This window comes from Neobacillus sp. PS2-9 (genome assembly GCF_030915525.1).
Classification (GTDB): Bacteria; Bacillota; Bacilli; order Bacillales; family Cytobacillaceae; genus Neobacillus.
This window is the reverse complement of record NZ_CP133269.1, coordinates 3,434,539-3,456,808: the sequence shown is the minus strand read 5'-3', so window position 1 is coordinate 3,456,808 and position 22,270 is coordinate 3,434,539. Positions and strand designations below refer to the sequence as shown.

The 22,270-nt window shown below is 37.5% G+C and carries 22 protein-coding genes, 1 tRNA gene and 1 pseudogene; 18 read left to right on the top strand and 6 right to left on the bottom strand.

Features of this window, described 5'->3' with window-relative positions; translation table 11 throughout:
* Window positions 1-15: 15 nt before the first annotated feature.
* The gene (glnA, locus tag RCG25_RS17410) at window positions 16-1,350 is read left to right on the top strand and encodes a type I glutamate--ammonia ligase (RefSeq protein WP_308080086.1); all 1,335 of its coding nucleotides are present in this window, start codon (window positions 16-18) and stop codon (window positions 1,348-1,350) included.
* Between the two features lie 49 nt (window positions 1,351-1,399).
* Here glnA and RCG25_RS17405 read toward each other — a convergent pair whose 3' ends face one another.
* Window positions 1,400-1,684, bottom strand: coding sequence for a DUF4257 domain-containing protein (locus RCG25_RS17405; protein WP_308080085.1), 285 nt, complete (start codon window positions 1,682-1,684; stop codon window positions 1,400-1,402).
* Between the two features lie 392 nt (window positions 1,685-2,076).
* Complete coding sequence (lexA, locus tag RCG25_RS17400) at window positions 2,077-2,700, bottom strand: transcriptional repressor LexA (RefSeq protein WP_308080084.1); 624 nt, start codon at window positions 2,698-2,700, stop codon at window positions 2,077-2,079.
* A 157-nt stretch (window positions 2,701-2,857) separates the two neighbouring features.
* Between lexA and RCG25_RS17395 the strand changes: the two genes are divergently transcribed.
* The 13 genes and pseudogenes from RCG25_RS17395 (at window position 2,858) to RCG25_RS17335 (ending at window position 16,013) form a co-directional block, all read left to right on the top strand.
* Window positions 2,858-3,184 carry a cell division suppressor protein YneA gene (locus RCG25_RS17395; RefSeq protein ID WP_308080083.1) on the top strand — a complete coding sequence of 109 codons (327 nt, stop codon included), beginning with the start codon at window positions 2,858-2,860 and terminating at the stop codon, window positions 3,182-3,184.
* A 20-nt stretch (window positions 3,185-3,204) separates the two neighbouring features.
* Window positions 3,205-3,852: a YneB family resolvase-like protein gene (locus tag RCG25_RS17390; RefSeq protein ID WP_308080081.1), complete on the top strand. Its 648-nt coding sequence runs from the start codon at window positions 3,205-3,207 to the stop codon at window positions 3,850-3,852.
* Between the two features lie 75 nt (window positions 3,853-3,927).
* The gene (locus RCG25_RS17385; RefSeq protein ID WP_308080080.1) at window positions 3,928-4,158 is read left to right on the top strand and encodes a DUF896 domain-containing protein; all 231 of its coding nucleotides are present in this window, start codon (window positions 3,928-3,930) and stop codon (window positions 4,156-4,158) included.
* A 176-nt stretch (window positions 4,159-4,334) separates the two neighbouring features.
* Window positions 4,335-6,341, top strand: coding sequence for a transketolase (gene tkt / locus RCG25_RS17380; protein WP_308080079.1), 2,007 nt, complete (start codon window positions 4,335-4,337; stop codon window positions 6,339-6,341).
* A 229-nt stretch (window positions 6,342-6,570) separates the two neighbouring features.
* On the top strand, window positions 6,571-7,011 hold the full coding sequence (gene sirA, locus RCG25_RS17375) for a sporulation inhibitor of replication protein SirA (RefSeq protein ID WP_308080078.1): 441 nt from the start codon (window positions 6,571-6,573) through the stop codon (window positions 7,009-7,011).
* A 73-nt stretch (window positions 7,012-7,084) separates the two neighbouring features.
* Window positions 7,085-7,300 (top strand): YneF family protein, encoded by a 216-nt coding sequence (locus RCG25_RS17370; RefSeq protein ID WP_307288731.1) that lies wholly within the window; start codon window positions 7,085-7,087, stop codon window positions 7,298-7,300.
* Window positions 7,301-7,584: 284 nt separating this feature from the next.
* A pseudogene (locus RCG25_RS17365) lies at window positions 7,585-9,192 on the top strand (spore germination protein).
* Window positions 9,193-9,195: 3 nt separating this feature from the next.
* Complete coding sequence (locus tag RCG25_RS17360) at window positions 9,196-10,308, top strand: GerAB/ArcD/ProY family transporter (RefSeq protein WP_308080077.1); 1,113 nt, start codon at window positions 9,196-9,198, stop codon at window positions 10,306-10,308.
* A complete protein-coding gene (locus tag RCG25_RS17355; RefSeq protein ID WP_308080076.1) occupies window positions 10,283-11,536 on the top strand; it encodes a Ger(x)C family spore germination protein in 1,254 nt (417 codons plus the stop codon). Before RCG25_RS17360 ends, RCG25_RS17355 begins: the two co-directional genes overlap by 26 nt.
* A gap of 1 nt (window position 11,537) precedes the next feature.
* Window positions 11,538-11,696 carry a hypothetical protein gene (locus RCG25_RS17350; RefSeq protein ID WP_308080075.1) on the top strand — a complete coding sequence of 53 codons (159 nt, stop codon included), beginning with the start codon at window positions 11,538-11,540 and terminating at the stop codon, window positions 11,694-11,696.
* Window positions 11,697-11,782: 86 nt separating this feature from the next.
* Entirely contained in the window at window positions 11,783-12,094 is a 312-nt protein-coding gene (locus RCG25_RS17345; RefSeq protein WP_308080074.1) for a hypothetical protein, read from the top strand.
* A gap of 372 nt (window positions 12,095-12,466) precedes the next feature.
* A complete protein-coding gene (locus RCG25_RS17340; protein ID WP_308080073.1) occupies window positions 12,467-14,218 on the top strand; it encodes an ABC transporter transmembrane domain-containing protein in 1,752 nt (583 codons plus the stop codon).
* Window position 14,219: 1 nt separating this feature from the next.
* Window positions 14,220-16,013 carry an ABC transporter ATP-binding protein gene (locus tag RCG25_RS17335; protein ID WP_308080072.1) on the top strand — a complete coding sequence of 598 codons (1,794 nt, stop codon included), beginning with the start codon at window positions 14,220-14,222 and terminating at the stop codon, window positions 16,011-16,013.
* 58 nt (window positions 16,014-16,071) lie between these two features.
* Here RCG25_RS17335 and RCG25_RS17330 read toward each other — a convergent pair.
* Together RCG25_RS17330 and RCG25_RS17325 are read right to left on the bottom strand one after the other, a co-directional pair.
* Window positions 16,072-17,408 (bottom strand): IS3 family transposase gene (locus tag RCG25_RS17330; protein WP_308080071.1). Its coding sequence is split into 2 segments (ribosomal slippage): window positions 16,072-17,021 and window positions 17,021-17,408, totalling 1,338 coding nucleotides; the frame shifts between segments, so codons are not numbered across the junction.
* A gap of 145 nt (window positions 17,409-17,553) precedes the next feature.
* Window positions 17,554-17,730 carry a Spo0E family sporulation regulatory protein-aspartic acid phosphatase gene (locus tag RCG25_RS17325; RefSeq protein ID WP_308080070.1) on the bottom strand — a complete coding sequence of 59 codons (177 nt, stop codon included), beginning with the start codon at window positions 17,728-17,730 and terminating at the stop codon, window positions 17,554-17,556.
* A gap of 273 nt (window positions 17,731-18,003) precedes the next feature.
* Here RCG25_RS17325 and RCG25_RS17320 point away from each other — a divergent pair, with 273 nt between their 5' ends.
* Window positions 18,004-18,711 carry a cytochrome c biogenesis CcdA family protein gene (locus RCG25_RS17320; RefSeq protein ID WP_308080069.1) on the top strand — a complete coding sequence of 236 codons (708 nt, stop codon included), beginning with the start codon at window positions 18,004-18,006 and terminating at the stop codon, window positions 18,709-18,711.
* Between the two features lie 125 nt (window positions 18,712-18,836).
* Window positions 18,837-19,307 (top strand): CcdC family protein, encoded by a 471-nt coding sequence (locus RCG25_RS17315; protein WP_308080068.1) that lies wholly within the window; start codon window positions 18,837-18,839, stop codon window positions 19,305-19,307.
* Between the two features lie 82 nt (window positions 19,308-19,389).
* Here RCG25_RS17315 and RCG25_RS17310 read toward each other — a convergent pair whose 3' ends face one another.
* Window positions 19,390-19,821, bottom strand: a complete 432-nt coding sequence (locus RCG25_RS17310) for a DUF2621 domain-containing protein (protein WP_308080067.1) — start codon at window positions 19,819-19,821, stop codon at window positions 19,390-19,392.
* Between the two features lie 208 nt (window positions 19,822-20,029).
* Between RCG25_RS17310 and RCG25_RS17305 the strand changes: the two genes are divergently transcribed.
* Both RCG25_RS17305 and RCG25_RS17300 read left to right on the top strand, forming a co-directional pair.
* The gene (locus tag RCG25_RS17305; RefSeq protein ID WP_308080066.1) at window positions 20,030-20,521 is read left to right on the top strand and encodes a DUF4352 domain-containing protein; all 492 of its coding nucleotides are present in this window, start codon (window positions 20,030-20,032) and stop codon (window positions 20,519-20,521) included.
* A 282-nt stretch (window positions 20,522-20,803) separates the two neighbouring features.
* A tRNA-Sec gene (locus RCG25_RS17300) sits at window positions 20,804-20,900 on the top strand.
* A gap of 118 nt (window positions 20,901-21,018) precedes the next feature.
* On the opposite strand, the gene RCG25_RS17295 is transcribed toward RCG25_RS17300, so the two are convergent.
* Window positions 21,019-22,146 (bottom strand): site-specific integrase, encoded by a 1,128-nt coding sequence (locus RCG25_RS17295; protein WP_308080065.1) that lies wholly within the window; start codon window positions 22,144-22,146, stop codon window positions 21,019-21,021.
* Window positions 22,147-22,270 lie beyond the last annotated feature (124 nt).

Here is a 22,270-nt window from a genome sequence, read left to right as displayed (position 1 = left end):
ATTGGGGGTATTAAAATGGCAAAGTATTCAAGAGAAGATATTCAACGACTGGCAAAAGAAGAAAACGTGAAATTTATCCGTCTTCAATTTACGGATATTCTTGGAACCATTAAAAACGTGGAGATTCCAATTAGCCAATTAGAAAAAGCACTTGATAACAAAATGATGTTTGATGGTTCATCTATCGAAGGTTTTGTACGTATTGAAGAATCTGATATGCTATTATATCCAGATTTAAGCACTTGGGTTGTTTTCCCTTGGACAGCTGAAAAAGGAAAAGTAGCTCGTTTAATCTGTGATATCTATACTCCAGAAGGAAAACCATTCGAAGGTGACCCACGAAATAACTTAAGAAGAGTATTAAAAGAAATGGAAGAGTTAGGATTCACTAACTTCAACCTAGGACCTGAACCTGAATTCTTCTTATTTAAATTAGACCAAAATGGTGAACCAACATTAGAATTAAACGACCAAGGTGGCTATTTTGACTTAGCTCCAACAGATTTAGGTGAAAACTGCCGTCGTGATATCGTTCTTGAGCTAGAAGAAATGGGCTTTGAAATCGAAGCATCACACCATGAAGTAGCTCCAGGACAGCACGAAATCGACTTTAAATATGCTGATGCATTAACAGCATGCGACCAAATCCAAACATTCAAGCTTGTAGTTAAAACAATTGCACGTAAGCATGGTTTACACGCGACTTTCATGCCTAAGCCATTATTCGGTGTAAATGGATCAGGAATGCACATGAACCTATCATTATTTACAAATGGTCAAAATGCATTCTACGAGCCAACTGGTGATCTAGAAATGAGCGATACAGCTCGTCAATTTATTGCGGGTATTCTGAAGCACGCACCAAGCTTTACAGCTGTAACTAATCCAACTGTAAACTCTTATAAGCGTCTTGTTCCTGGTTACGAAGCACCTTGTTATGTAGCGTGGTCTGCAAGAAACCGTTCACCATTAATTCGTATTCCAGCATCACGTGGATTAAGTACTCGCGTAGAAGTACGTAGCGTTGACCCAGCAGCAAACCCATACCTGGCGATGGCTGTGCTTCTAAAAGCTGGTCTTGACGGAATTAAAAATAAATTGACTCCTCCAGCTCCAGTAGACCGTAACATCTATGTTATGAGCAAGGAAGAAAGAATTGAAGAAGGTATCATTGATCTTCCAGCAACACTAGCTCAAGCACTAGACCAACTAAAGTCTAACGAAGTAATTGTATCTGGTCTTGGAGAGCACATCTTCGAACACTTTGTAGAAGCAAAAGAAATTGAATGGGATATGTTCCGTACAGTCGTTCACCAATGGGAACGCGATCAGTACATGAGCATGTACTAAAAATAAAAAACCTTAGCGCTTTATTGGCTGCTAAGGTTTTTTATTATCCTTATTTCTCACCTTCCTGGTTTAACATTTTAAATCTATTAAGGACTGTATCACCGCCGATGCCAGCAATGATTGAAAAAACAATGATTTCTACCAATGAATTAGGTTCTGTGTATAGAACGAGGAGAAGAGAGGCGACCGCGCCTAGAAGCAATTCTTCTAGGAAACCCAGATAAATGAATTTTTTTGTTTTCCTAGGCATAATGATTTTACCGTGTTTCCGAACATGTCCAACAACCCCAACCAATCCACCAATTGCTACAGAGAAAATAATGTCCCATAACACTGTTTCTCACACTCCTTAAGCCGTTTATTTTTTGGACCTAAGGTAAATCTTGGTGTATTACTATTATATTAAAGTGCTGTACTAATATCATGAGTAAATATACTGAATTTTCAATATATTGAACATAATAATGTATTTAATTGAAATTTTTCCCAATATATTGAACGTAATGACCTGTTACTATTATCTGTTGATTTCCGCTCCAGACACTTCGCTTTCCGCGGGCGTTCCGGGAGCCTCCTCGTCGCTCACTCCTGCGGGGTCTCCCGTGACCGCTACTCCCGCAGGAGTCTTCGCGCCTTCCGCTCCAATCAACAGGCATGTCAAATATCATATGCTTTAACATAGACAAACAAAAAGAGCTGCACCAAGTTGGTGACAGCTCCTATTTTTCAGTGGATATGTCGGTAAACACCTATTACTTTTCCTAAAATGGAGACATTCCGTAGAATAATAGGTTCCATTGTAGAATTTTCTGGTTGCAAACGGATGTAATCCTTTTCTTTAAAAAATCTTTTACAAGTTGCTTCGTCTTCCTCTGTCATGGCTACAACAATATCACCATTATTAGCTGTTGGCTGTTGTTTTACAATGACATAATCTCCGTCAAGAATTCCTGCTTCTATCATACTTTCACCCATAATTTCTAGCATAAATACATGTTCATCAGCTGGTGCCATGCTTTCTGGAAGCGGGAAGTACTCCTCGACATTTTCGATCGCTGTAATTGGTAAGCCTGCAGTAACTTTCCCAACTACAGGTACGTTGACAACTTTATTCCTCGGAATATGTGCAGCTTCGTCCGCTTCTAATATCTCAATGGCTCTTGGCTTTGTCGGATCCCGTCTAATGAGACCTTTGCTTTCTAGTCTTGCTAAGTGACCGTGAACAGTAGAGCTGGATGCAAGTCCAACAGCTTCGCCGATTTCTCTAACAGAAGGAGGATAACCTTTACTCTTGACCTCTTCTTTAATGAAATCCAAGATATCCTGCTGCCGCTTTGATATTTTTACCATAAAATGCACCTCGCCTGGTTAATGTTGTCTTTATTATAGCATGTTCGCCTTTTTTATACAAACATAAGTTCGAAAATGAAGTTGACAACAAACAAACGTTCGTACTATAATAAAAATAACAAAAGGGAACATATATTCTTATTAGAGGTGTAATTATATGAAAAATTTATGGAACCAATACTCCTATGCCATTACTCTTATTCTGTTAAGCTGTTCAATTGCTATCATTCTATCCTTCCAGTATCATTCAAATGAAGAGGATCAGTTTATAAAGGTAACAATCTCTGAAGGGGATTCCTTATGGAAAATCTCTGACCAATATTCTACACAGCATTCATTATCGAATAAAGAATTTGTAGGATGGGTTAAAAAACATAACAAAATCGTAAATGATCAAATCTTTCCTGGTGAAGAAATCATCATCCCTGTCAGTAGAGAAGACTCTTCCTCCACAACGGAACTAGCAAGTGCTCCGGGAAATTAGTTAGGTTAGGTAATATATATATGAAAGCAATTATTTATTGTCGTGTTAGCACAAATAAAGAAACCCAGGAAACCTCATTGGAACGTCAGGAAGAAGAATTAATTCAATTGGCAAAACAACATCAATTCGAAATTGATACGATTATTAAAGAACAAGCGAGTGGCTATGATTTTGATCGTGAGGGCATACTACAGGTATTAGATCGAATAAAAGATAACCATGTCAAGGCTTTGTTAATTCAGGATGAAACACGTCTTGGGCGAGGCAATGCAAAGATTGCTCTCCTACATTGCATCCTAAAGGAAAATATAAAGCTCTATTGCATAACCCATAATGGCGAATTACAATTATCTGAATCTGACTCAATGGTTCTACAGATTGTCAGTATGGTGGAGGAATATCAACGAAAGCTTCATAACGTTAAAATTAAGCGTGGAATGAAACGAGCGGTTGAACGAGGATATCAACCTCAACATAACTTAAGAAATCTCGGAGAATCTTCAGGCAGGGATAAAATTGATGTTCCTATTGAAGAAATTGTTAGGATGAGAAATAATAACATGACTTTTTCAGAAATTGCCGCAACGCTTAGAGGCTTAGGTTATCTTATTTCTAAAGCTACGATACATAGGAGATACCAGGAATTTATAGAATCAAAAGTTGAGTAGACCTTTTGCCTTGTCAGAAGGTCTTATTTTTAGTAAAATCAGATGTCAGACGACTAATTGAAAGGAAGGTTCTTAATGCTATCAAAAGAAAAAATGGCTAGGATTAATGAGTTGGCCAGAAAATCGAAATCGACAGGATTAACGGAACTAGAAGCAAAAGAGCAATCTAAACTACGAAGCGAGTATTTAGCAACTTTCCGTTCTAGTATGCTTGATACGTTAACAAATACAAAGTTCATCGACCCGGAAGGTAATGATGTAACACCTGAGAAAATTAAGGTTAGAAAGAAAAATACACTTCATTAATAAATCGGGATACATTTTGTATTCCCTTTTTACATATACAAACAATTAATGTGTCAAAATAAGAAACAAAATGCCTTTTGGCTCTTATTTAAATGCTTTTTGTTGAATTAAAAACATCGGCAATATAATATTAATGATGTATTTAGTATCCTAGTGATTAAGAAAGGATGTAATTCATGTTTAACACTATTGATGATTTATCTGTTACTTCAATCCGAACGCTTTCCATTGACGCTATCGAGAAAGCAAACTCTGGCCATCCTGGTATGCCGATGGGTGCGGCTCCAATGACTTATACATTATGGACACGATTCATGAATCATAACCCAAAAAACCCTAAATGGTTTAACCGTGACCGATTTGTTTTATCTGCAGGTCATGGTTCAGCATTGTTATACAGCATGCTTCATTTATCCGGTTACAGTTTATCAATGGATGATCTAAAACAATTCCGTCAGTGGGGTAGTAAGACACCTGGACATCCAGAATATGGTCATACTGAAGGTGTAGAAGCAACAACAGGTCCACTTGGTCAGGGAATTGCTATGGCAGTGGGTATGGCAATGGCGGAGCGCCATGTAGCAGGTGTTTATAATAAAGAAAATTATGAATTAGTCAACCACTTTACATATAGTATTTGCGGTGATGGGGATTTAATGGAAGGTGTATCAGCTGAGGCTGCCTCTCTTGCTGGTCACTTAAAGTTAGGTCGATTGGTTGTTCTTTATGATTCTAATGATATTTCCCTTGATGGTGACTTAGATAAATCATTCTCTGAGAGTGTTAAGGACCGTTTCCTTTCATACGGATGGCAATATCTTCGTGTAGAAGATGGTAATAACCTTGAGGAAATTGCAAAAGCACTTGAAGAAGCAAGAAATGATTTAGACCGTCCAACGATGATTGAAGTAAGAACGGTCATTGGTTATGGCTCACCAAACCGCGCCGGTACTTCTGGTGTTCATGGATCACCACTGGGTGCTAATGAGTTAAAGCTTACTAAAGAGGCTTATAAATGGACTTTTGAAGAAGATTTCCATGTTCCACAGGAAGTATATGAAAACTTCCAAAAGCTTATCGTTGAAACTGGCGAGAAAAAGGAAAAAGAATGGAACGATCTTTTTGCAAAATATAAGACAGAATATCCTGAACTAGCTGCTCAATTGGAGCAGGCATTAAACAATGAATTACCTGCTGGTTGGGACAAGGATATCCCTGTTTACAGTGAAGGAAAGAGCTTAGCAAGCCGTGCATCTTCTGGAGAGGTGTTAAATGCGATTGCGAAAAACCTTCCTATCTTCATTGGTGGTTCCGCAGACCTTGCAGGATCTAACAAAACGATGATTAAAGGATCAAAAGATTATATGCCAGGTTCCTATGAGGGCCGTAATTTCTGGTTCGGTGTCCGTGAATTTGCAATGGGTGCTGCAATGAACGGTATAACTCTTCATGGTGGCGTAAAAGTATTTGGTGGAACATTCTTCGTTTTCTCTGATTACTTACGTCCAGCTATTCGTTTAGCTGCATTAATGGGTCTACCTGTAACCTATGTATTTACTCATGACAGTATTGCGGTTGGTGAAGATGGACCAACACACGAACCAGTTGAACAGCTTGCAGCATTACGTGCTATGCCAGGATTATCCATCATTCGTCCAGCAGATGGAAACGAAACAGCTGCAGCATGGAAGTTAGCTGTTGAATCCACAAATAAGCCAACTGCACTTGTTCTAACTCGTCAAGATCTGCCTACATTAAAAGGTACAGATACAAATGCATACGATGGAGTTTCTAAAGGTGCCTATGTAGTTTCTCCATCTGAAAGAGAAACGCCAGATGCTTTATTATTGGCAACTGGTTCTGAAGTAAGCCTTGCTGTTGAAGCTCAAAAGGCTTTAGCTGGTGATGGAATTCATGTTTCTGTAGTAAGCATGCCTTCTTGGGATCGTTTTGAACAGCAATCTCAGGAATACAAAGATTCCGTTCTTCCAAAGAACGTGAAAAAACGTCTTGGTATAGAAGTAGGTTCATCTTTTGGATGGCACAAATATACTGGTGACGAAGGCGATGTACTGGCAATCGATATGTTCGGAGCTTCTGCACCAGGTGAAAAGATTATGGAAGAATACGGCTTTACAGTAAGCAATGTTGTTGCCCGTGTGAAGGCATTGTTACAAAAATAAACAACAAATGTTAGGGACAGCTTTTAGCTGTTCCTTTTTTTGTGACAATTTTTCGAAAAATATCCTTTTCTGAAGGAAAGTTCATATTTTCTATCGAATTCATAGTAGATTTGTTAAGAAATCTGTTAATCGACAAAAGTAGTGGAAGTTTTTGCCGCAGTAAGACAAATGATTCGTTTGTGTTTTTTTATAATAGAAAAAAGGGGAATCAACGAAGGAGAGAACCGTAGTGAGAAAATATCAGCTATATTTAATAGAAGATGAATTTGCGGCCCATTACTTCGGAAGAGAGCGACTATTTTTTCAGCTTTTTCAGGAACATCAACATGCAGTTGGCGAGCTAAAATTTATAACTAAAAAACAAATTTCATATATCACAAAAAGAGTAGAAGTCTTAAAAATTCACCAGTTAATTCAGAAGCAACTTGGAAAAATTAAGGGGTTTAAGGCTGACCATGGTGCATACACCATTGAATTGAGCGGAAAACTAAGTACGGCAAAGGTTGAAGTCTTTCAGGACTTGATTACTGTTGAAGCACAAGGAAGCTATGAAGCGGAAACAGCTTTTTTTGAAGTGCTTAGAAAATGTGAATCATCCTTCTTAGCTATTGACCTTGAACATCAACGATATGGCTGGTTAAAGCCAATTAAAGAAAGAAAATTTATCTAATTGAAACGAGATATTGTCTTATCTCGTTTTATTTAGTACACTGTATGATAGACAACATGAAGGAGGAAGTTTAATGGGTATGTACATTCTAGTAGGTATACTAGCATTAGTAGCTGGTGTAGCACTAGGATTTTTCATTGCTCGGAAATATATGATGAGCTATTTAAAGAAAAATCCGCCAATTAATGAGCAAATGTTAAAAATGATGATGATGCAAATGGGTATGAAGCCTTCACAAAAGAAGATCAACCAAATGATGTCAGCTATGAACAAGCAACAATCTAAATAATTGGACAAGCACATCTATCATATACATTGACCAAAATAATTAAGAGAAACGACCTACAGGTCGTTTCTTTTTTTTATTTCGTAGGCTGTGTTTAAAGAACAGAGTTGATTTTTTATACCTGTTGATTGGAGCGGAAGGCTCGAAGACTCCTGTGGGAGTACGGTTCAGGGGAGACCCCGCAGGCGTAAGCGCCGAGGAGGCTCGCCGAAACGCCCACGGAAAGCGAAGAGCCTGGAGCGGAAATCAACAGGCAATTTTAATAGAGCCATTTTCTAAAAAAGGGAATGAAACTAGTTTGTTTTGAGAACCTTAAAAACAAAAAGGCTAGTAGTGGAGTGGTTAATCTGTTAAAGCAATTAAAGAACAAAATGAAACAAATCACCCAACAACAAGAGAGTAAAGAAGAAAATGTCCACTCTGATGAGCTTATACGTTTAAAACAGTGCAATATATTTAAAGAACTTGTCAATAACAACGAAGCAATCGCTAAAATTTATAAATTACATAAGAATCGGGATATAAGTATCAGAAACTTAACAATCGGAGGATCGGGAGTAAAAGCATGTATTGTATTTCTAACTCCGATCGTTAATGCAGAAATAATAGAAAGATCAATCATTGAGCCATTACTAACAAACATAGATAGAAATAAAGAAATCGAAATGCTCATTGTAAACCAATCTATTAAGAAAATTTCTACCTTTAAAGAAGTTCTTTTAGAAGTTAATAAAGGGAATACGGTCTTATTTATCGATAACTGTTCGATCGCTTTTTCAATGGAAACCGCACAGGTTAAAGCTAGAAATATTGAAAAAGCAGAGACTGAAGTCATCTTAAAAGGGCCAAAAGAGGATTTTACTGAGAATGTTGCTGATAACATCTCATTAATTCGTAAAAAGTTTAGAACGTAAAGTCTAATAAATGAGTCAATAACCGTTTCAAAGAAAAATAACGATGAGGTATATATTCTTTATTTAGAAGATGTAGTAAATGAAGAATTATTAGAAAATGTAAAAAAAAGTTTACAGTCATTTGAAGTAGATGTAATTCAAAACATTGGAATTTTAGAGCAATATATTGAGGATAGAGAAAAATCAATATTCCCAACCACCCTTTATACTGAAAAACCTGATAGGGCAGCATCATTTATTCAAGATGGATATATCGTTTTACTGATGCATAGCTCTCCAGCATGTTTAGTCCTACCCGCAACCTTTTGGGCCTTTTTTCATACACCAGATGAACATTATTTGCGATTTTTATTTGGGAATTTTACGAGAGCATTACGGGGAATGGCCATATTTATCGCCTTATTTACATCTGCCATTTATATTTCCATTACTAACTATCATGCGCAGATGATTCCGCCTGATCTGTTGCTGGCCATATCGTCGACTAGGGAAAGAGTACCATTCCCAGCTTTCATTGAGATTTTAATTATGGAAATTGCTTTTGAATTAATTCGTGAAGCCGGTTTGAGGGTACCGAATCCAATTGGGCCAACCATTGGAATTGTGGGTGCGCTAATCCTTGGCCAGGCAGCTGTAGAGGCAAATGTAATTAGTCCTCTAGTCATTATAGTTGTTGCATTAAGTGGTCTATCATCGTTTGCAGTCAGCGATATCAGTTTTAATTTTGCCATTCGTATTATAAGATTTATCTTTATTATTGCTGCTGGGATTCTAGGCATATATGGAATGGTCGTCATATTTGTAATGGGATTATCTTATATGGTTTCTATTAGGAGCTTTGGGGTTCCATATTTAGCCCCCATGACCCCAAGATATAAAGCCTCTCAAGATACGGTATTTAGAAAAATTCTACAAAATGAAAGATGGAGACCGGGATTTTTAAGACCAAAGGATTTAGAAAAAAAGGGAGATACAACGTAAATTATGAATAATTCGACTAGCACTGTTGGAATTAGAGAATATGTGGCTACGATGTTATTAATTATTGGAGTCAAGCTATCTGATAGCACTCCAGCTCTTTACTTCGATAGCTTAAAAAGTGCTGCATGGATGGGACCTTTAATAGGAGGAATCATCACGACAATCCCACTATATTTCTTTATTAAAGTATTATCCCTTTATGAATCCAAAAACCTGCATGACTTAAATATCTTACTATTTGGTAAGTACATTGGGTTTCTGTTTTCCTTTATCTTTTGGGTCTATGGTTCCATAGTCATATCAGTTGATACAAGGAGCTATGTAGATATTATTGCCACTCTTTATTTTGTAAAGACCCCAACAATAGTTATCTTCATTGCTTTAATGGTTGCATGTGCTTACACTGCTAAAAAAGGAATACAAAATCTGACTTCAATGTCATGGATTATACTTTCTTACGTAAAAATCACACTGTTCCTTGCGTTATTATTAACCCTTAAAGATGCTAATACATTCGCCATTTTTCCGTTATGGGGACCGGGTATCAAAAAGGTAGTCACTGAAAGTGCTTTTAAAACCTCACTTTACGGTGATTTTTTATTTATGGGATTAATTTTTCCTTTCTTCACATCCAAAAAAGTATTCTCTAAAGGCTCGTGGCTTGCCTTAACTTTTTTAACGGTTGAAATGACTATTGCATTTGTCCTTTATCTTTTTATGTTCGATTACGGCCCTGCAAGTTTGTTAACTTATCCATTCCATGAAGTAATCCGTTATATCTCCATTGGCGATTTTCTTACCAGTCTTGATACCTTCTTTTTCCCGTTTTGGCTGGTCGCCAGCTTAATGAGATTTTCTATTTATTTATACTTAAACGCACTTCTGTTAGGGAATCTATTCAAAATAAAACAGTTTGAATATTTAATTCCAATTTTAGCGAGTGTTTTTTTAATCTTGGGGATGATCCCAGAAACACCATCGTTTACGATTTTTAAATTAAGAGACCCCTTATATGAACTTTTTTCACCGGTATTTATTGTATTTCCTCTCCTTCTCTGGGGGATGGCAAAGCTGAAGGGTGATTTTAAAAATGAACCTAAAAAAAATAATGCTTAGGATGACCATATATATCTGTATGATTCTCTTACTTTGCGGCTGCTGGGATAAAAAGGAGTTAGAAGAGAGGGCTTATGTTATAGGATTAGGATTGGCTAAGAACCACGAATCGAATAAGATTGATATCACATTTTTAATTGCTAACCCAGAGGTGGGAAGTCAGCAAAGTGGTTCCGGTTCAAAAGAACCTGCACGAGAAATAATTACGATTACAGCGAATGATTTTATCACAGCACGTAATACAGCTAATGCGATTGTTGCAAGGGAACTTACCTATGACTTATTACGAGTCTTTGTTGTTTCTGAACAATTAGCGGGTGATAAGGACTTTATTCGGTATATTTACGATGCGACAAAAGATAGAGAAATCAAGAGGGATGCGTATTTAATCGTTTCGAAAGAAGATCCTAGAGTCTTTTTTACCAATAATAAGCCTAAGTTAGAAACAAGACCACATAAATATTTTCAATTTATGATAACCAGAGGAATCGAAACTGGACTGATTCCGGATTCAGATCTCCATCGATTTTTTAGGGTAACAGAAAGTGATGATGATTTATTTCTAGCCATGTATGCAACCACAAAATTAGAAAAAGGAGGAAAGCGAGGGAATGAAGACGAGTATCTTGCAGGACAAATAGATACCGAAGGAACTTCCAATCAAACACAATTCATTGGAGCGGCTGTATTTAAAGAAGGAAAGATGATTGGTAAAATTACGGGGCAAGAAACAAGAATATCCGTTCTTTTAGATGATACAGCTGAGTTAAACGACGTATTGACAACGTATCCTGACCCATTTAATAAACAACTAAGAGTAGCGGCCCGAGTCATCAAGAAACAAAATAACGAAATTAACATTGATATTAAACATGGTCCTCCAAAAATCAATGTTACTTTACCACTAACCATTGAGATTTTATCTGACCCTAGTATGGTTAACTATGGAGCACATGAGGATAAGAAAAATATCTTAAAAAAACACTTAGAAAATGTGATTTCAAAAAAAATAGAAGCTTTTGTTAATAAAACTCAAACCGAGTTTAAAGGAGAACCATTTACGTGGTCTGCTGAGGTAAGGAAACAGTTTAAAACAATCCCAGAATATAAGAAGTATAATTGGATGAAGGTATACCCTGATGCTAGAGTAGATATTAAGGCAGATATTACATTAGGTGAATTTGGTAAGCAGGAAAAGGTGCCAAATTTAGAAGAGTTGAGGGATTAATATGAAGATCGCATTATGGTTCATAATTATCCTAATGGTAAGTTATAGCGTAGCTTTCTCCATTTCTTTATGGAAAGATAAAAATAAAAGCGGTGCAATTGTCATCATGGCATTTGCCTTATTTATCTTAATCGCCCCATACTTTGTTTTAATGAAATAAAAGGTTCACTAAATGTTTAAAAAATTAGCAGGAACCACCTACAATCATGTCTAACTATTTAGTTAGGTAGTGGAGGTGGAGCAGCTTTGAGTCAGAAAGTCATTGAAGGTTTAGATAACGTGGTTGTTGGGAAAAATGAATGCTTATTTTGTGAAAATGATATTCAATATGTAGCGATTGTAAGAGGAGATAACGATTTAGAGGAATTAAAAAAACAGTATCCTTTTTGTGAATTAACTGATCAAGTATTACCTTTAAACAAGAAGGTGGTAAATAATGTCCTTAATAAGGAAACACAACAAATCGTTGATCTCGAAGTAATCGTTCGATGTCCAAAATGTAATGCCAACAACAGATTTACCAGTTATCTAAAGTTAAGAAAATGGGTAAAAGAATAATTCTTATTTTAGCAATTCCTTTTGGGATTGCTTTTTTTACGGTAAATACAAATTTACAAAATGTTTATTATTTTATAAATATTTGATAAAATAGAAACCTCGGGAATAAACTTCGTTTCCCGTAATATCACTTTCTATTTATGGCTCTGTTAAACTTGTCTGTTGATTACTGCTCCAGGCGCTTCGCTTTCCGTGGGCGTTTCGGCGAGCCTCCTCGGCGCTTGCGCCTGCGGGGTCTCCCCTGAACCGTACTCCCACAGGAGTCTTCGCGCCTTCCGCTCCAATCAACAGTGTATAAAAATCAACAATGTTCTTTAACAAAGCCTTATTTATAGAAGGTGATTTACTTTTAAGGGTTTTGGGGGCGGTTGAATGAAAGTATTTTTAAATTTAGGCTGGTTTTTTAGACAAGAGAAGAAATCGTACATCTCAGGAATTATCTTATTAATGCTTGTCGCAGTACTGCAATTAGTGCCGCCAAAAATTATTGGAATTGTAGCTGATCATATCAATGAGGGGACAATGACAAAAGGGATCCTTGTTCAGTGGGTGCTGGTCCTTGTCGCGGTAGGGGTCTCGATGTATGTCTTACGTTATTACTGGAGAATTAGAATTTTCGGTTCAGCGGTCAAACTAAGTAAAATCTTAAGAAATCGTTTGTATCAGCATTTTACCAGAATGTCTCCGTCTTTTTATCAAAAAAACCGCATTGGTGATCTTATGGCGCATGCAACGAATGATCTTTCAGCTATCCAGCAAACGGCAGGAGCGGGGGTGCTGACTTTGGTCGATTCCCTTTCAACTGGAGGCTTTGTTATTATTGCCATGGCCTTTACAATCAGCTGGAAATTAACCTTAATCTGTTTACTTCCCATGCCCTTCATGGTGATGTTAACTAGCTGGTTTGGTTCGATGTTACATAAAAGTTTTTATAAAGCTCAAGAAGCTTTCTCTTCCTTAAACGATAAAACACAGGAAAGCATCACTGGGATCAAAGTTATTAAGACGTTTGGCCAGGAAAAGGAAGATATTGAGGATTTTCGCAAGCAATCAGAAGATGTAGTGCAAAAGAATATTGTTGTGGCCAAGATTGATTCACTCTATGACCCTACTATTAGCATTATTGTCGGTATTTCCTTCTTCCTCTCGATTGCCTTTGGGGCGAAGTATGTTCTAAATGGAGAGTTAACGATTGGAGAATTAATTTCTTTTACTACATACCTGGGACTATTGGTATGGCCCATGCTTGCGTTTGGCTGGTTGTTTAACATCGTGGAACGAGGCCGTGCTTCCTATGACCGTGTGGCAGCATTACTGAATGAAAAGATAGAGATAACAGATTCGGAAGCAGCAGTGGATGTAGTGTCATACGGAGATATTCAATATAAAATTGATGAATTTACGTATCCAGGGGAATTGAGACCTATTTTGAAAGATGTTTTCATTTCCCTAGCTGCAGGAGAAACGCTCGGAATCGTTGGGAAAACAGGATCAGGTAAAACGACATTGTTAAAGCTGCTGATTAGAGAGTTTGAAGGCTACAAGGGAGATATACTGTTTGGTGGAGAAAAGTTATCAAAGTATAAACTGGAGAGCTTACGCGAAGCTATTGGATATGTCCCGCAGGATCATTTCTTATTCTCAGCAACAGTTGCAGAAAATATAGCTTTTACGAACCCATCGGCGACAGAGAATGAAGTCATGAGGGCGGCAAAATTAGCGAATATCCATGAAGATATTCTCCAATTTACGGAAGGGTATCAAACGATTGTAGGGGAACGCGGTGTGTCTTTATCAGGAGGACAAAAACAAAGGATTTCGATTGCGCGTGCCCTATTAATGAACCCAGAGGTTTTAGTGCTTGACGATTCACTTTCAGCTGTCGATGCAAAAACAGAGGAAGCGATTCTCACATCGTTAAGAGAGAATCGTGAGGGGAAGACAACCATTATTACTTCACACCGCTTAAGTGCTATTCAACATGCCAATCTTATTATTGTCATGGATGAGGGAAGCATCATTGAAAAAGGTACTCATGATGAACTGATGCATAGTGACGGTTGGTACAAGGAAATGTATTTACGCCAGCAACTAGAAGAGCTGGTTGAGCATGGAGGGCACTAAAATGGATGAGAAAATACAATTGTCAGAACGTGAACAAAGGAAAATCTTATTTCGCCTTCTATCCTACACCAGGCCACATAAAAAAATAATCGGTCTTGCTTTTGTTTTATTACTATTAACCACCATTGGAGATATTGTTCTTCCTATTTTAGTGAAGATTTTTATCGATGATTATTTGACACCAGGGAGGCTAGTGTATCAACCATTACTGGTTCTTGGTTCAGTGTACATGGGCATTCAAGTGGTTAAAGCGATTTTATTATTTTTCCAATTTGTAAAATTCCAAGAGATCGCTTTATATATTATCCAGCAGCTTCGCATTGATGTGTTTTCGAAGGTGCAATCACTTGGGTTAAGATACTTTGATAGAACGCCTGCAGGGAGCATTGTATCGCGGGTGACGAATGATACGGAAGCGATTAAGGATATGTTTGTTACTGTTCTAGCGACCTTTATCCAGAGTGGATTTTTGCTTACAGGAATATTTATTGCCATGTTTATCTTAAATGTAAAACTTGCCTTAATGTGTGTCATTATTATTCCAATATTACTATTTGTCATGAACTTATACAGGAAATTAAGCTCTCGTTTCTATCTTGATATGCGTGAACGACTCAGCCAATTGAATGCCAAGTTAAGCGAATCTTTGCAGGGGATGTCGATTATCCAGGTATTTCGTCAGGAAAAACGTCTTCGTAACGAGTTCGGTGAAATTAACGAGAAGCATTACAATGCAGGGATGAAAAATATTAAGATTGATGGATTGCTATTACGACCAGCAATTGATTTGATTTATACATTTGCCTTAATCCTTGTGTTAAGCTATTTCGGATTTACTTCCTTTCAACATAGTGTGGAAATTGGGGTCATCTACGCGTTTATTAATTATTTGGACCGTTTCTTTGAACCGGTAAATCAAATGATGATGAGGCTCTCCTTGTATCAACAAGCGATTGTGGCTGGTTCACGAGTGTTTAAATTATTAGATGAAGAAGATTTAGCTCCTGCCCAGAAGGAAGAGAAGACCCTATCGATTGAAGAAGGAAAGATAGAGTTTAAGAATCTAAGCTTTTCCTATGATGGAAAAAGGGATGTCTTAAAGGATATTACTTTTACAGCAAATCCAGGTGAAACGGTTGCTCTTGTTGGGCATACAGGAAGCGGAAAGAGTTCTATTATTAATCTAATGATGCGATTCTATGAATTTGAACGTGGTGAAATTTTGATTGATGGAGCCTCGATTCGTGAGTTTACCAAACCTGAGTTAAGGGAGAAGATGGGACTTGTATTACAGGATCCGTTTTTGTTTTATGGGACGGTAAAGGATAATATTCGACTTCATAATGAAGGGATGACGGAGGAACAAGTCGAAGAAGCGGCAAGGTTTGTTCAGGCTCATACCTTTATCGAAAAGCTGGATGATGGATATAGCCATAAAGTGGTAGAAAGAGGGTCTACTTTTTCAAGCGGGCAACGGCAGTTAATTGCATTTGCCAGGACCATTGCCGCCAATCCGAAGATATTGGTTCTAGATGAAGCAACAGCTAATATTGATACGGAAACAGAAGAAGCCATACAAACAGCTTTGGCGAAGATGCGAAAAGGTCGTACCACTATCGCCATTGCCCACCGTCTTTCAACCATTCAGGATGCCGATTTAATCCTAGTTCTTCATCAGGGGGAAATCGTGGAACGTGGTACCCATCAAGAGCTATTAGCTTTGGGTGGTTTATATCACAAGATGTTCCTACTGCAAAATGGGGGAGTAGAGCGTCTAGAGGATGTCGTAAATTAATAGAAAAGCCTGGCGAGTGTAATGTGTACCCGTTGTAAAGGACATTTTTAAAAAAAGCCTAGGCAGATTTAAGAAGATGGTCTCTGTATTGAACAGGGGTCATCTTTTTTAAATTCCATTGATATCTATAGTGGTTGTAATACGTCATATATTGCTTAATTTCTCTTTTTAGCTCCTCTAGGGTTGTACATTCTTTTATATAAGCTTCGTCTTTTAAGTGGCCAAAGAAAGATTCTTGAGGTGCGTTATCCCAACAATTACCTCTTCTTGACATAGATTGGCGTAGTTTAAGTTTTTTTACAGCTTTTTGAAAATCCGGATGCGTATAATGTACTCCTTGGTCTGAATGGATCAATGCATCTTTCGCTTTTTTAAAGTGTTTATTCTTCTTTAGTTTTTTAAGAGTGTCTGTGGCTAAATCAATGGTCATACGTTCTGAAATATTATAGGCTAATAGTTCACCTGTGGAACCATCTTTTATGGCTGATAAATAAGCTTTCCGACCTTCACCGTAAAATAAGTAAGTGATATCTGTTAGAAGAACTTTATAAGGGATTTCCTGTTTAAATTCCCGATTTAAAAGGTTTGGTACGACTCTATGTTCTTGTGTGGCTTTCATCATCCGTCTATAGGGATTTGCCTTTCTAATAGGGCAAATAATACCGTATTTCTTCATGATTCTTCTAATCCGTTTTAAATTGTATTTAACATTAAATTGACCCGCCAAAGTCATTTTAATTTGACGTGCCCCTTTCTTACGGCGTTTAAAATGAAAGGCTTTTAGGATGATCTCCTTCACTTTCTCATCTTCCGCTTCTTTTTCTTTTCTTATTTTTTGTGACCGTTCAGAGAAATAATTATAATAACCAGACCGTGAAACACCAGCCACGTTACATAAATAGCTCACCATATTCTTCAACTTATATTTCTGTATAACTGAACGGATAAGGATAAACTTTTGATCAGTGGGTAAGGTTATAGGTTCCTTTTCAGCCCCCTTTCTGCAAATCGTATCTTTTTTAATAGTTCATTTTCTGCCTTTAATAAATTATTTTGAGCTTCTAATCTCGCAAATTTCTCTTCTAGTGTTAGCTCCCTTTCACCAAGTCTCCCTGAATTTTCACCTCTGGTATCGCGTAGACCGGCTACTCCGTTTTCTCTATAGGAGGCGCGCCATCTCTTACCAGCAGCTCTAACACGATCCATTCCTAAAACATCAATATCGAATCCACATTGTTCAAATATCTCTCTAGGTAGCTTTCCACCTGCATTTTCTTCAATGAAAAGATGCTTAAACTCATCTGTATAGGTTATTCCCTTTGATCTAACTGATTTAACATAAGGGTTATTAGAAAGAATCTTAACCTCTTTCTCTGTAAATAATCTCTTACTCATCTGCATTCCCCAATCCCATTTTTCTTAAGTATACAAAAAAGTACCCGATAGAGGACTTTTTTAAGTGTCTACTCTATCGGGTACATTTTAGTGACTGCCAGGCTTTTTCTTGTAAGTGGAGCTATTCTTTTGTTGGAGCTTGTCTCTAGCAAGCCGATGATGGAACTTTTTTTATATATACTCTATTATATTCATTTAAAAGATGATCAAGTTCCTGACTATAGCGAATTGCTACGGAGGAAGACAAACCGTTCGTTATCGCGACTTGAATTAATTCAGCACGTTTTTTTTCAATTAAGGTAATTAATTCTTGTTTAATCACGGCCGATTTCCTTTCCGGAGTAACTCCTAGTTTTTGGTGGTAGTTGAATACAAGTCTACTAAAAATGACATTGTTTTACTAGTATAACCTATAATGTAAATTACTTCAAAGAGATTTGTAAATAAATATCCAACATTTTAGGCGCTAGTTGGAAAAAGTAAATAGATTTTGAAGTGGGGAATTAGAGACACAAAATATTCATGTTTAATCATTATCTTTTGGTGAAGAGATTTGTTAGAATGAAGAAGTATCGACTATAGTGGGAGTGTTAATATGTCTGATGTAAATGTGTTTATAGCCCTAGGGGCCGGATTTTTGAGTTTTATCTCACCATGCTGTTTACCACTTTATCCTGCATTTTTGTCTTATATCACGGGCATGTCTGTTGGAGAATTAAAAACTGAAAATGCTATGCTTCAAAAGCGAAGTCTTCTACATACTATATTTTTCCTTTTAGGGTTTTCAGCTATTTTCATAGCGATTGGTTTCGGGACTTCTTTTATCGGCCGATTTTTCTATGAATACAAAGATTTAATTCGTCAGCTTGGCGGAATTTTTATTGTCTTATTTGGACTAATGATTGTTGGTGTGTTTAAACCGGAATTTTTGATGAAAGACCGGAAGTTAGAGTTTAAAAATCGACCTTCTGGATTTATTGGTTCCATTTTAATTGGTATGGCTTTTGCTGCTGGATGGACGCCATGTACTGGTCCAATTCTATCGTCTGTGATTCTTCTTGCGGGATCGAATCCTGGATCAGGTGTTTTGTATATGACAGCTTATTCCCTAGGGTTTGCCATCCCATTTTTGATTTTATCTTTCTTTGTTGGAAGGATGCAATGGATTCGCAAAAACAGCGGCAAGATTGTGAAAATCGGTGGTTACATTATGATTGCCATGGGTGTAATCCTTTTCTTTGACTGGATGACAAAAATCATTATCGTCTTCCAAAGCATGTTTGGCGGCTTTAGTGGATTCTAAGATTAGTAAAATTTAACTGATGTAGTTCAAAAATGGATGCCGATACAGTGAAAATATTTTTTCATTCGTGATCATTTAAGCTATAATGGGTAAGTAAATAATTAGATAAAGGAAGATTGAACCCAATGAACTACGTTGTTGTTTCTTCAATCGGTGCAGTCTTTATGGGCTTTTTCGTATTGTTCGTTCGTATGAAAGCCGCAAAAAAACCTGCAAATGTAAAAAAGATTATTCTACCGCCTGTTTTCATGTCCAGTGGGGCCTTGATGTACGTAGCGCCAGAGTTTCGCTTAACTCCAATGGAGATTTTAGAGGCCGTAATCCTCGGGATGCTCTTTTCTATCTTACTAATCAAGACCTCGAAATTTGAGGTGCGTGAAAACGATATTTATTTAAAACGGTCCAAGGCATTTGTTTTTATCTTAGTCGGCTTGTTAGTCGTCCGCCTCGTAGCTAAATCGATCTTAAGCAGCACGATTGATTTTGGTCAGCTAAGCGGAATGTTCTTCCTGCTCGCCTTCAGTATGATTGTTCCTTGGCGTATCGCGATGTATCGATCTTATATGAAACTATATAAAGGGTTACAGAAAAATTAAACTAGTAAAACACTGATCCGCTTTTGGGTCAGTGTTTTTTGCTATTTCGAGAAAAATAAAAAACCGTCCCAAGTTGGACGGTTTAGAATAAATGCTCGTACGGCTTAACATCAATTCGATTTTCAAAAAGCTTTTTGCGTAAAAATTTATGATCTCTTTTTGGTGTTGCTTGTATGTAGCCGCGAATGACGAGTTCCTCGGTAATCTTCTCGACTTTCTCATTAAGCGCTAGCTCACCAATTTTCCCAGCAATCTTATGACGGGCAACATCGCGGAAAAGCTCAGGGACAGGGCTGACCAAATCCTCAAGTAGTGCCTTTTCTTCAGCACCCCATAAGTGACGGGTTTCATTTACATAATGTTCTTCCCAATCCATTACGGACTTGCCATCGTCTTTAGGCATTTTTTTCAAAAATTTACGGAACATAAAAAATCCGCCGATGGCGAATGAACCTACTAGAAAAACAACCCAAAATAGGATAAACCACAAAAACCAACCGCTCAACTGCTGCATTTTTTTCACCTACAAAAACTATTTTTTCATCTTATTATAGACTTTTTTTTGACACAATGACAAGTAATCGTCATAAAGGACCAAGTAAAAGTACTTTTGAAAAACTATTATTTCCTACAATGATTAAAGTCGTAGGGATAACTAGGTAAATGAGTATACAATTATTTCGTAAAATTACAAAATATTACCTTATTAGAGGGAAATCGACATGGCGGAAAAGGTGAAAAAACCATTTTATAAGAAGTGGTGGGTCTGGTTACTTGCAGTGATCATTATTGGAAGTATTGCAAGTGGCAGGGGAGAAGAGGATGCTACTCCTAAAAAGATAGATTCAAAAGCCAAAGCTACAGAGACAGCTGCAGCACCTGAGAAGAAAAAAGAAGAAGTAAAAAAAGAAGCAAAGAAAGATGTTTTTGCAGTTGGTGAAGCAGTACAGTTAGGAAAGAATGTCTTAACAGTTGCAAAAGTTGAAAAATCGAATGGTACTGAATTGGATACTCCACAGCAAGGGAAAGAATATATAATTGTAACGGTTCAAATTCAGAATGCTGGTGATCAAAATATTTCCTACAACCCATTTGATTTTAAGATGGCAAATAGTCAAGGTCAAATTCAAGATATGGGATTTACAACAGTTGATTCTGATACTTCTTTACAATCAGGAGAATTAGCGCCAGGTGATCGGTATCTGGTACTATAGCGTTTGAGGAGCCTGTAGGGGATACTCGATTACAATTACAATACACACCAAGCTTCTGGAGTGATAAAACAATAAAAGTTAATCTTCAGTAATATATTAAAATAGCTATAACCAGTCTTGGAAAAAGACTGGTTATTATTTGTGACACAAATTTTTCACTTGAAAATAGTGATTAATTCCTACATAATAAAGACCGTGGTAGTTTATTAATTTATGTTTGGTGATAATATCAGAATAGATTAACTTAACCACAAATGTGAAAAATTCTCTTCCTATTTCTATGGGGCTGAATGGGGTACTGGTGTCCTCCACAGTCTTCAAAACTGCTTGAGACCTGCGTGCCAGGTCTGGTGGGTTCGATTCCCACGCAGTCCCGCCAACTCAATACTTTCAAGGGTTCTAGCGAATTCCTTAAATACATAGACCAGAGGGCACTCGGTCTTTTTTTATTGGCAAGTGCCCAAAAAGTGCCATTCTTCTTTTTGTGCCATCTTCCGCTATTCCAGGAGGGTGTCTAAAGTGTCTACCGCAATCCCTTCAATAGAATCGGTCAGATGTGAATAGGTATCCATGGTCACCGAAATCTTGGAATGTCCTAGACGCGCGCTGACGATTTTTGGATGAACATTGGCTTGAAGTAAGATAGTTGCATGGGAATGGCGTAAATCATGAAACCGAATATCTGGTAGATTGGCTGCCTTAATGGCTCTTTTCAATGCTCTAGATATTTCAGATGGGGCCATGATGTTCCCTTTAGAGTTGCAAAAGACCAAATTATGAGGATTAAAGCCATCCCCTAGTATTTTCTTTTGCTTCTCATGTTCTTCTTTGAGTGACCCCAGTAGCTTTGCCAGTTCAGCCGTTAACTTTATCCCTCTTGGCTTTTCGTTCTTAGGAATAGAATTGAAAAAATATTGACCGTTTGCTTCTGTGATGGTTTGCCGTATATAGAGCCTTTGCGTGTGAAAGTCAACGTTCTTCCAAGTCAGGCCAATTAACTCACTTTTGCGCATGCCTGTATGAGCAGCAGCATACATAATCGGATAGAACACGGGAGTTCTTTCTTTTGCTGTTTTAAGCAGGAAATTGAGCTGTTCAACACTATAGGTGTTCATTTCCCGTTTGGATGGCTTAGGAGGTTTAGCCCCTCTAGCCACGTTTTTTTCTATGAACTCCCAGTCAATGGCATCATTCAGGGCTTTTGAGAGAACGCGATGATGATGGGTGACCGATTGAGCTGATAATACGTTCAATTTCTCTTTGTAGTAGTTTTGTAACTGGGTGCTTTTCAATTCTTGGAGCTCTATGTGCCCTAGAGACGGCTTTAGATGGGCTCTGACAATTTTCTCGTATTCGGCATAGGTCTTAGGTTTCGTGTTGGTTTTTGCGTAGTTTTCAAGCCAATAGGATAGGTATTCTCCTACCGAAATCTGGACATTGTTTGGTTTATTTCTGTTATTTTTTACCTCAAGTAAAGCTTCTGCCATCGCTATCTTCGCTTCTTTTTTTGTGTTAAAGGAACGTTTTATTCTGGTCCGTTTCCCATTGGAATCTTTCCCGGTTTCTATCACAAAGATCCACTTTCCTGTTTTTTTATCCTGCTTTGGATAACCAGTGCCAGCCATTTAATTACCTCCATTCTTATATCAGCTGGACACCAAGCAATATGCACCTACTTAGATAATATACAATTATTTACAAAAAGGGGAGGCATATGCTTGGGTCCAGTGGTTTTCTCTTAATCTCTTA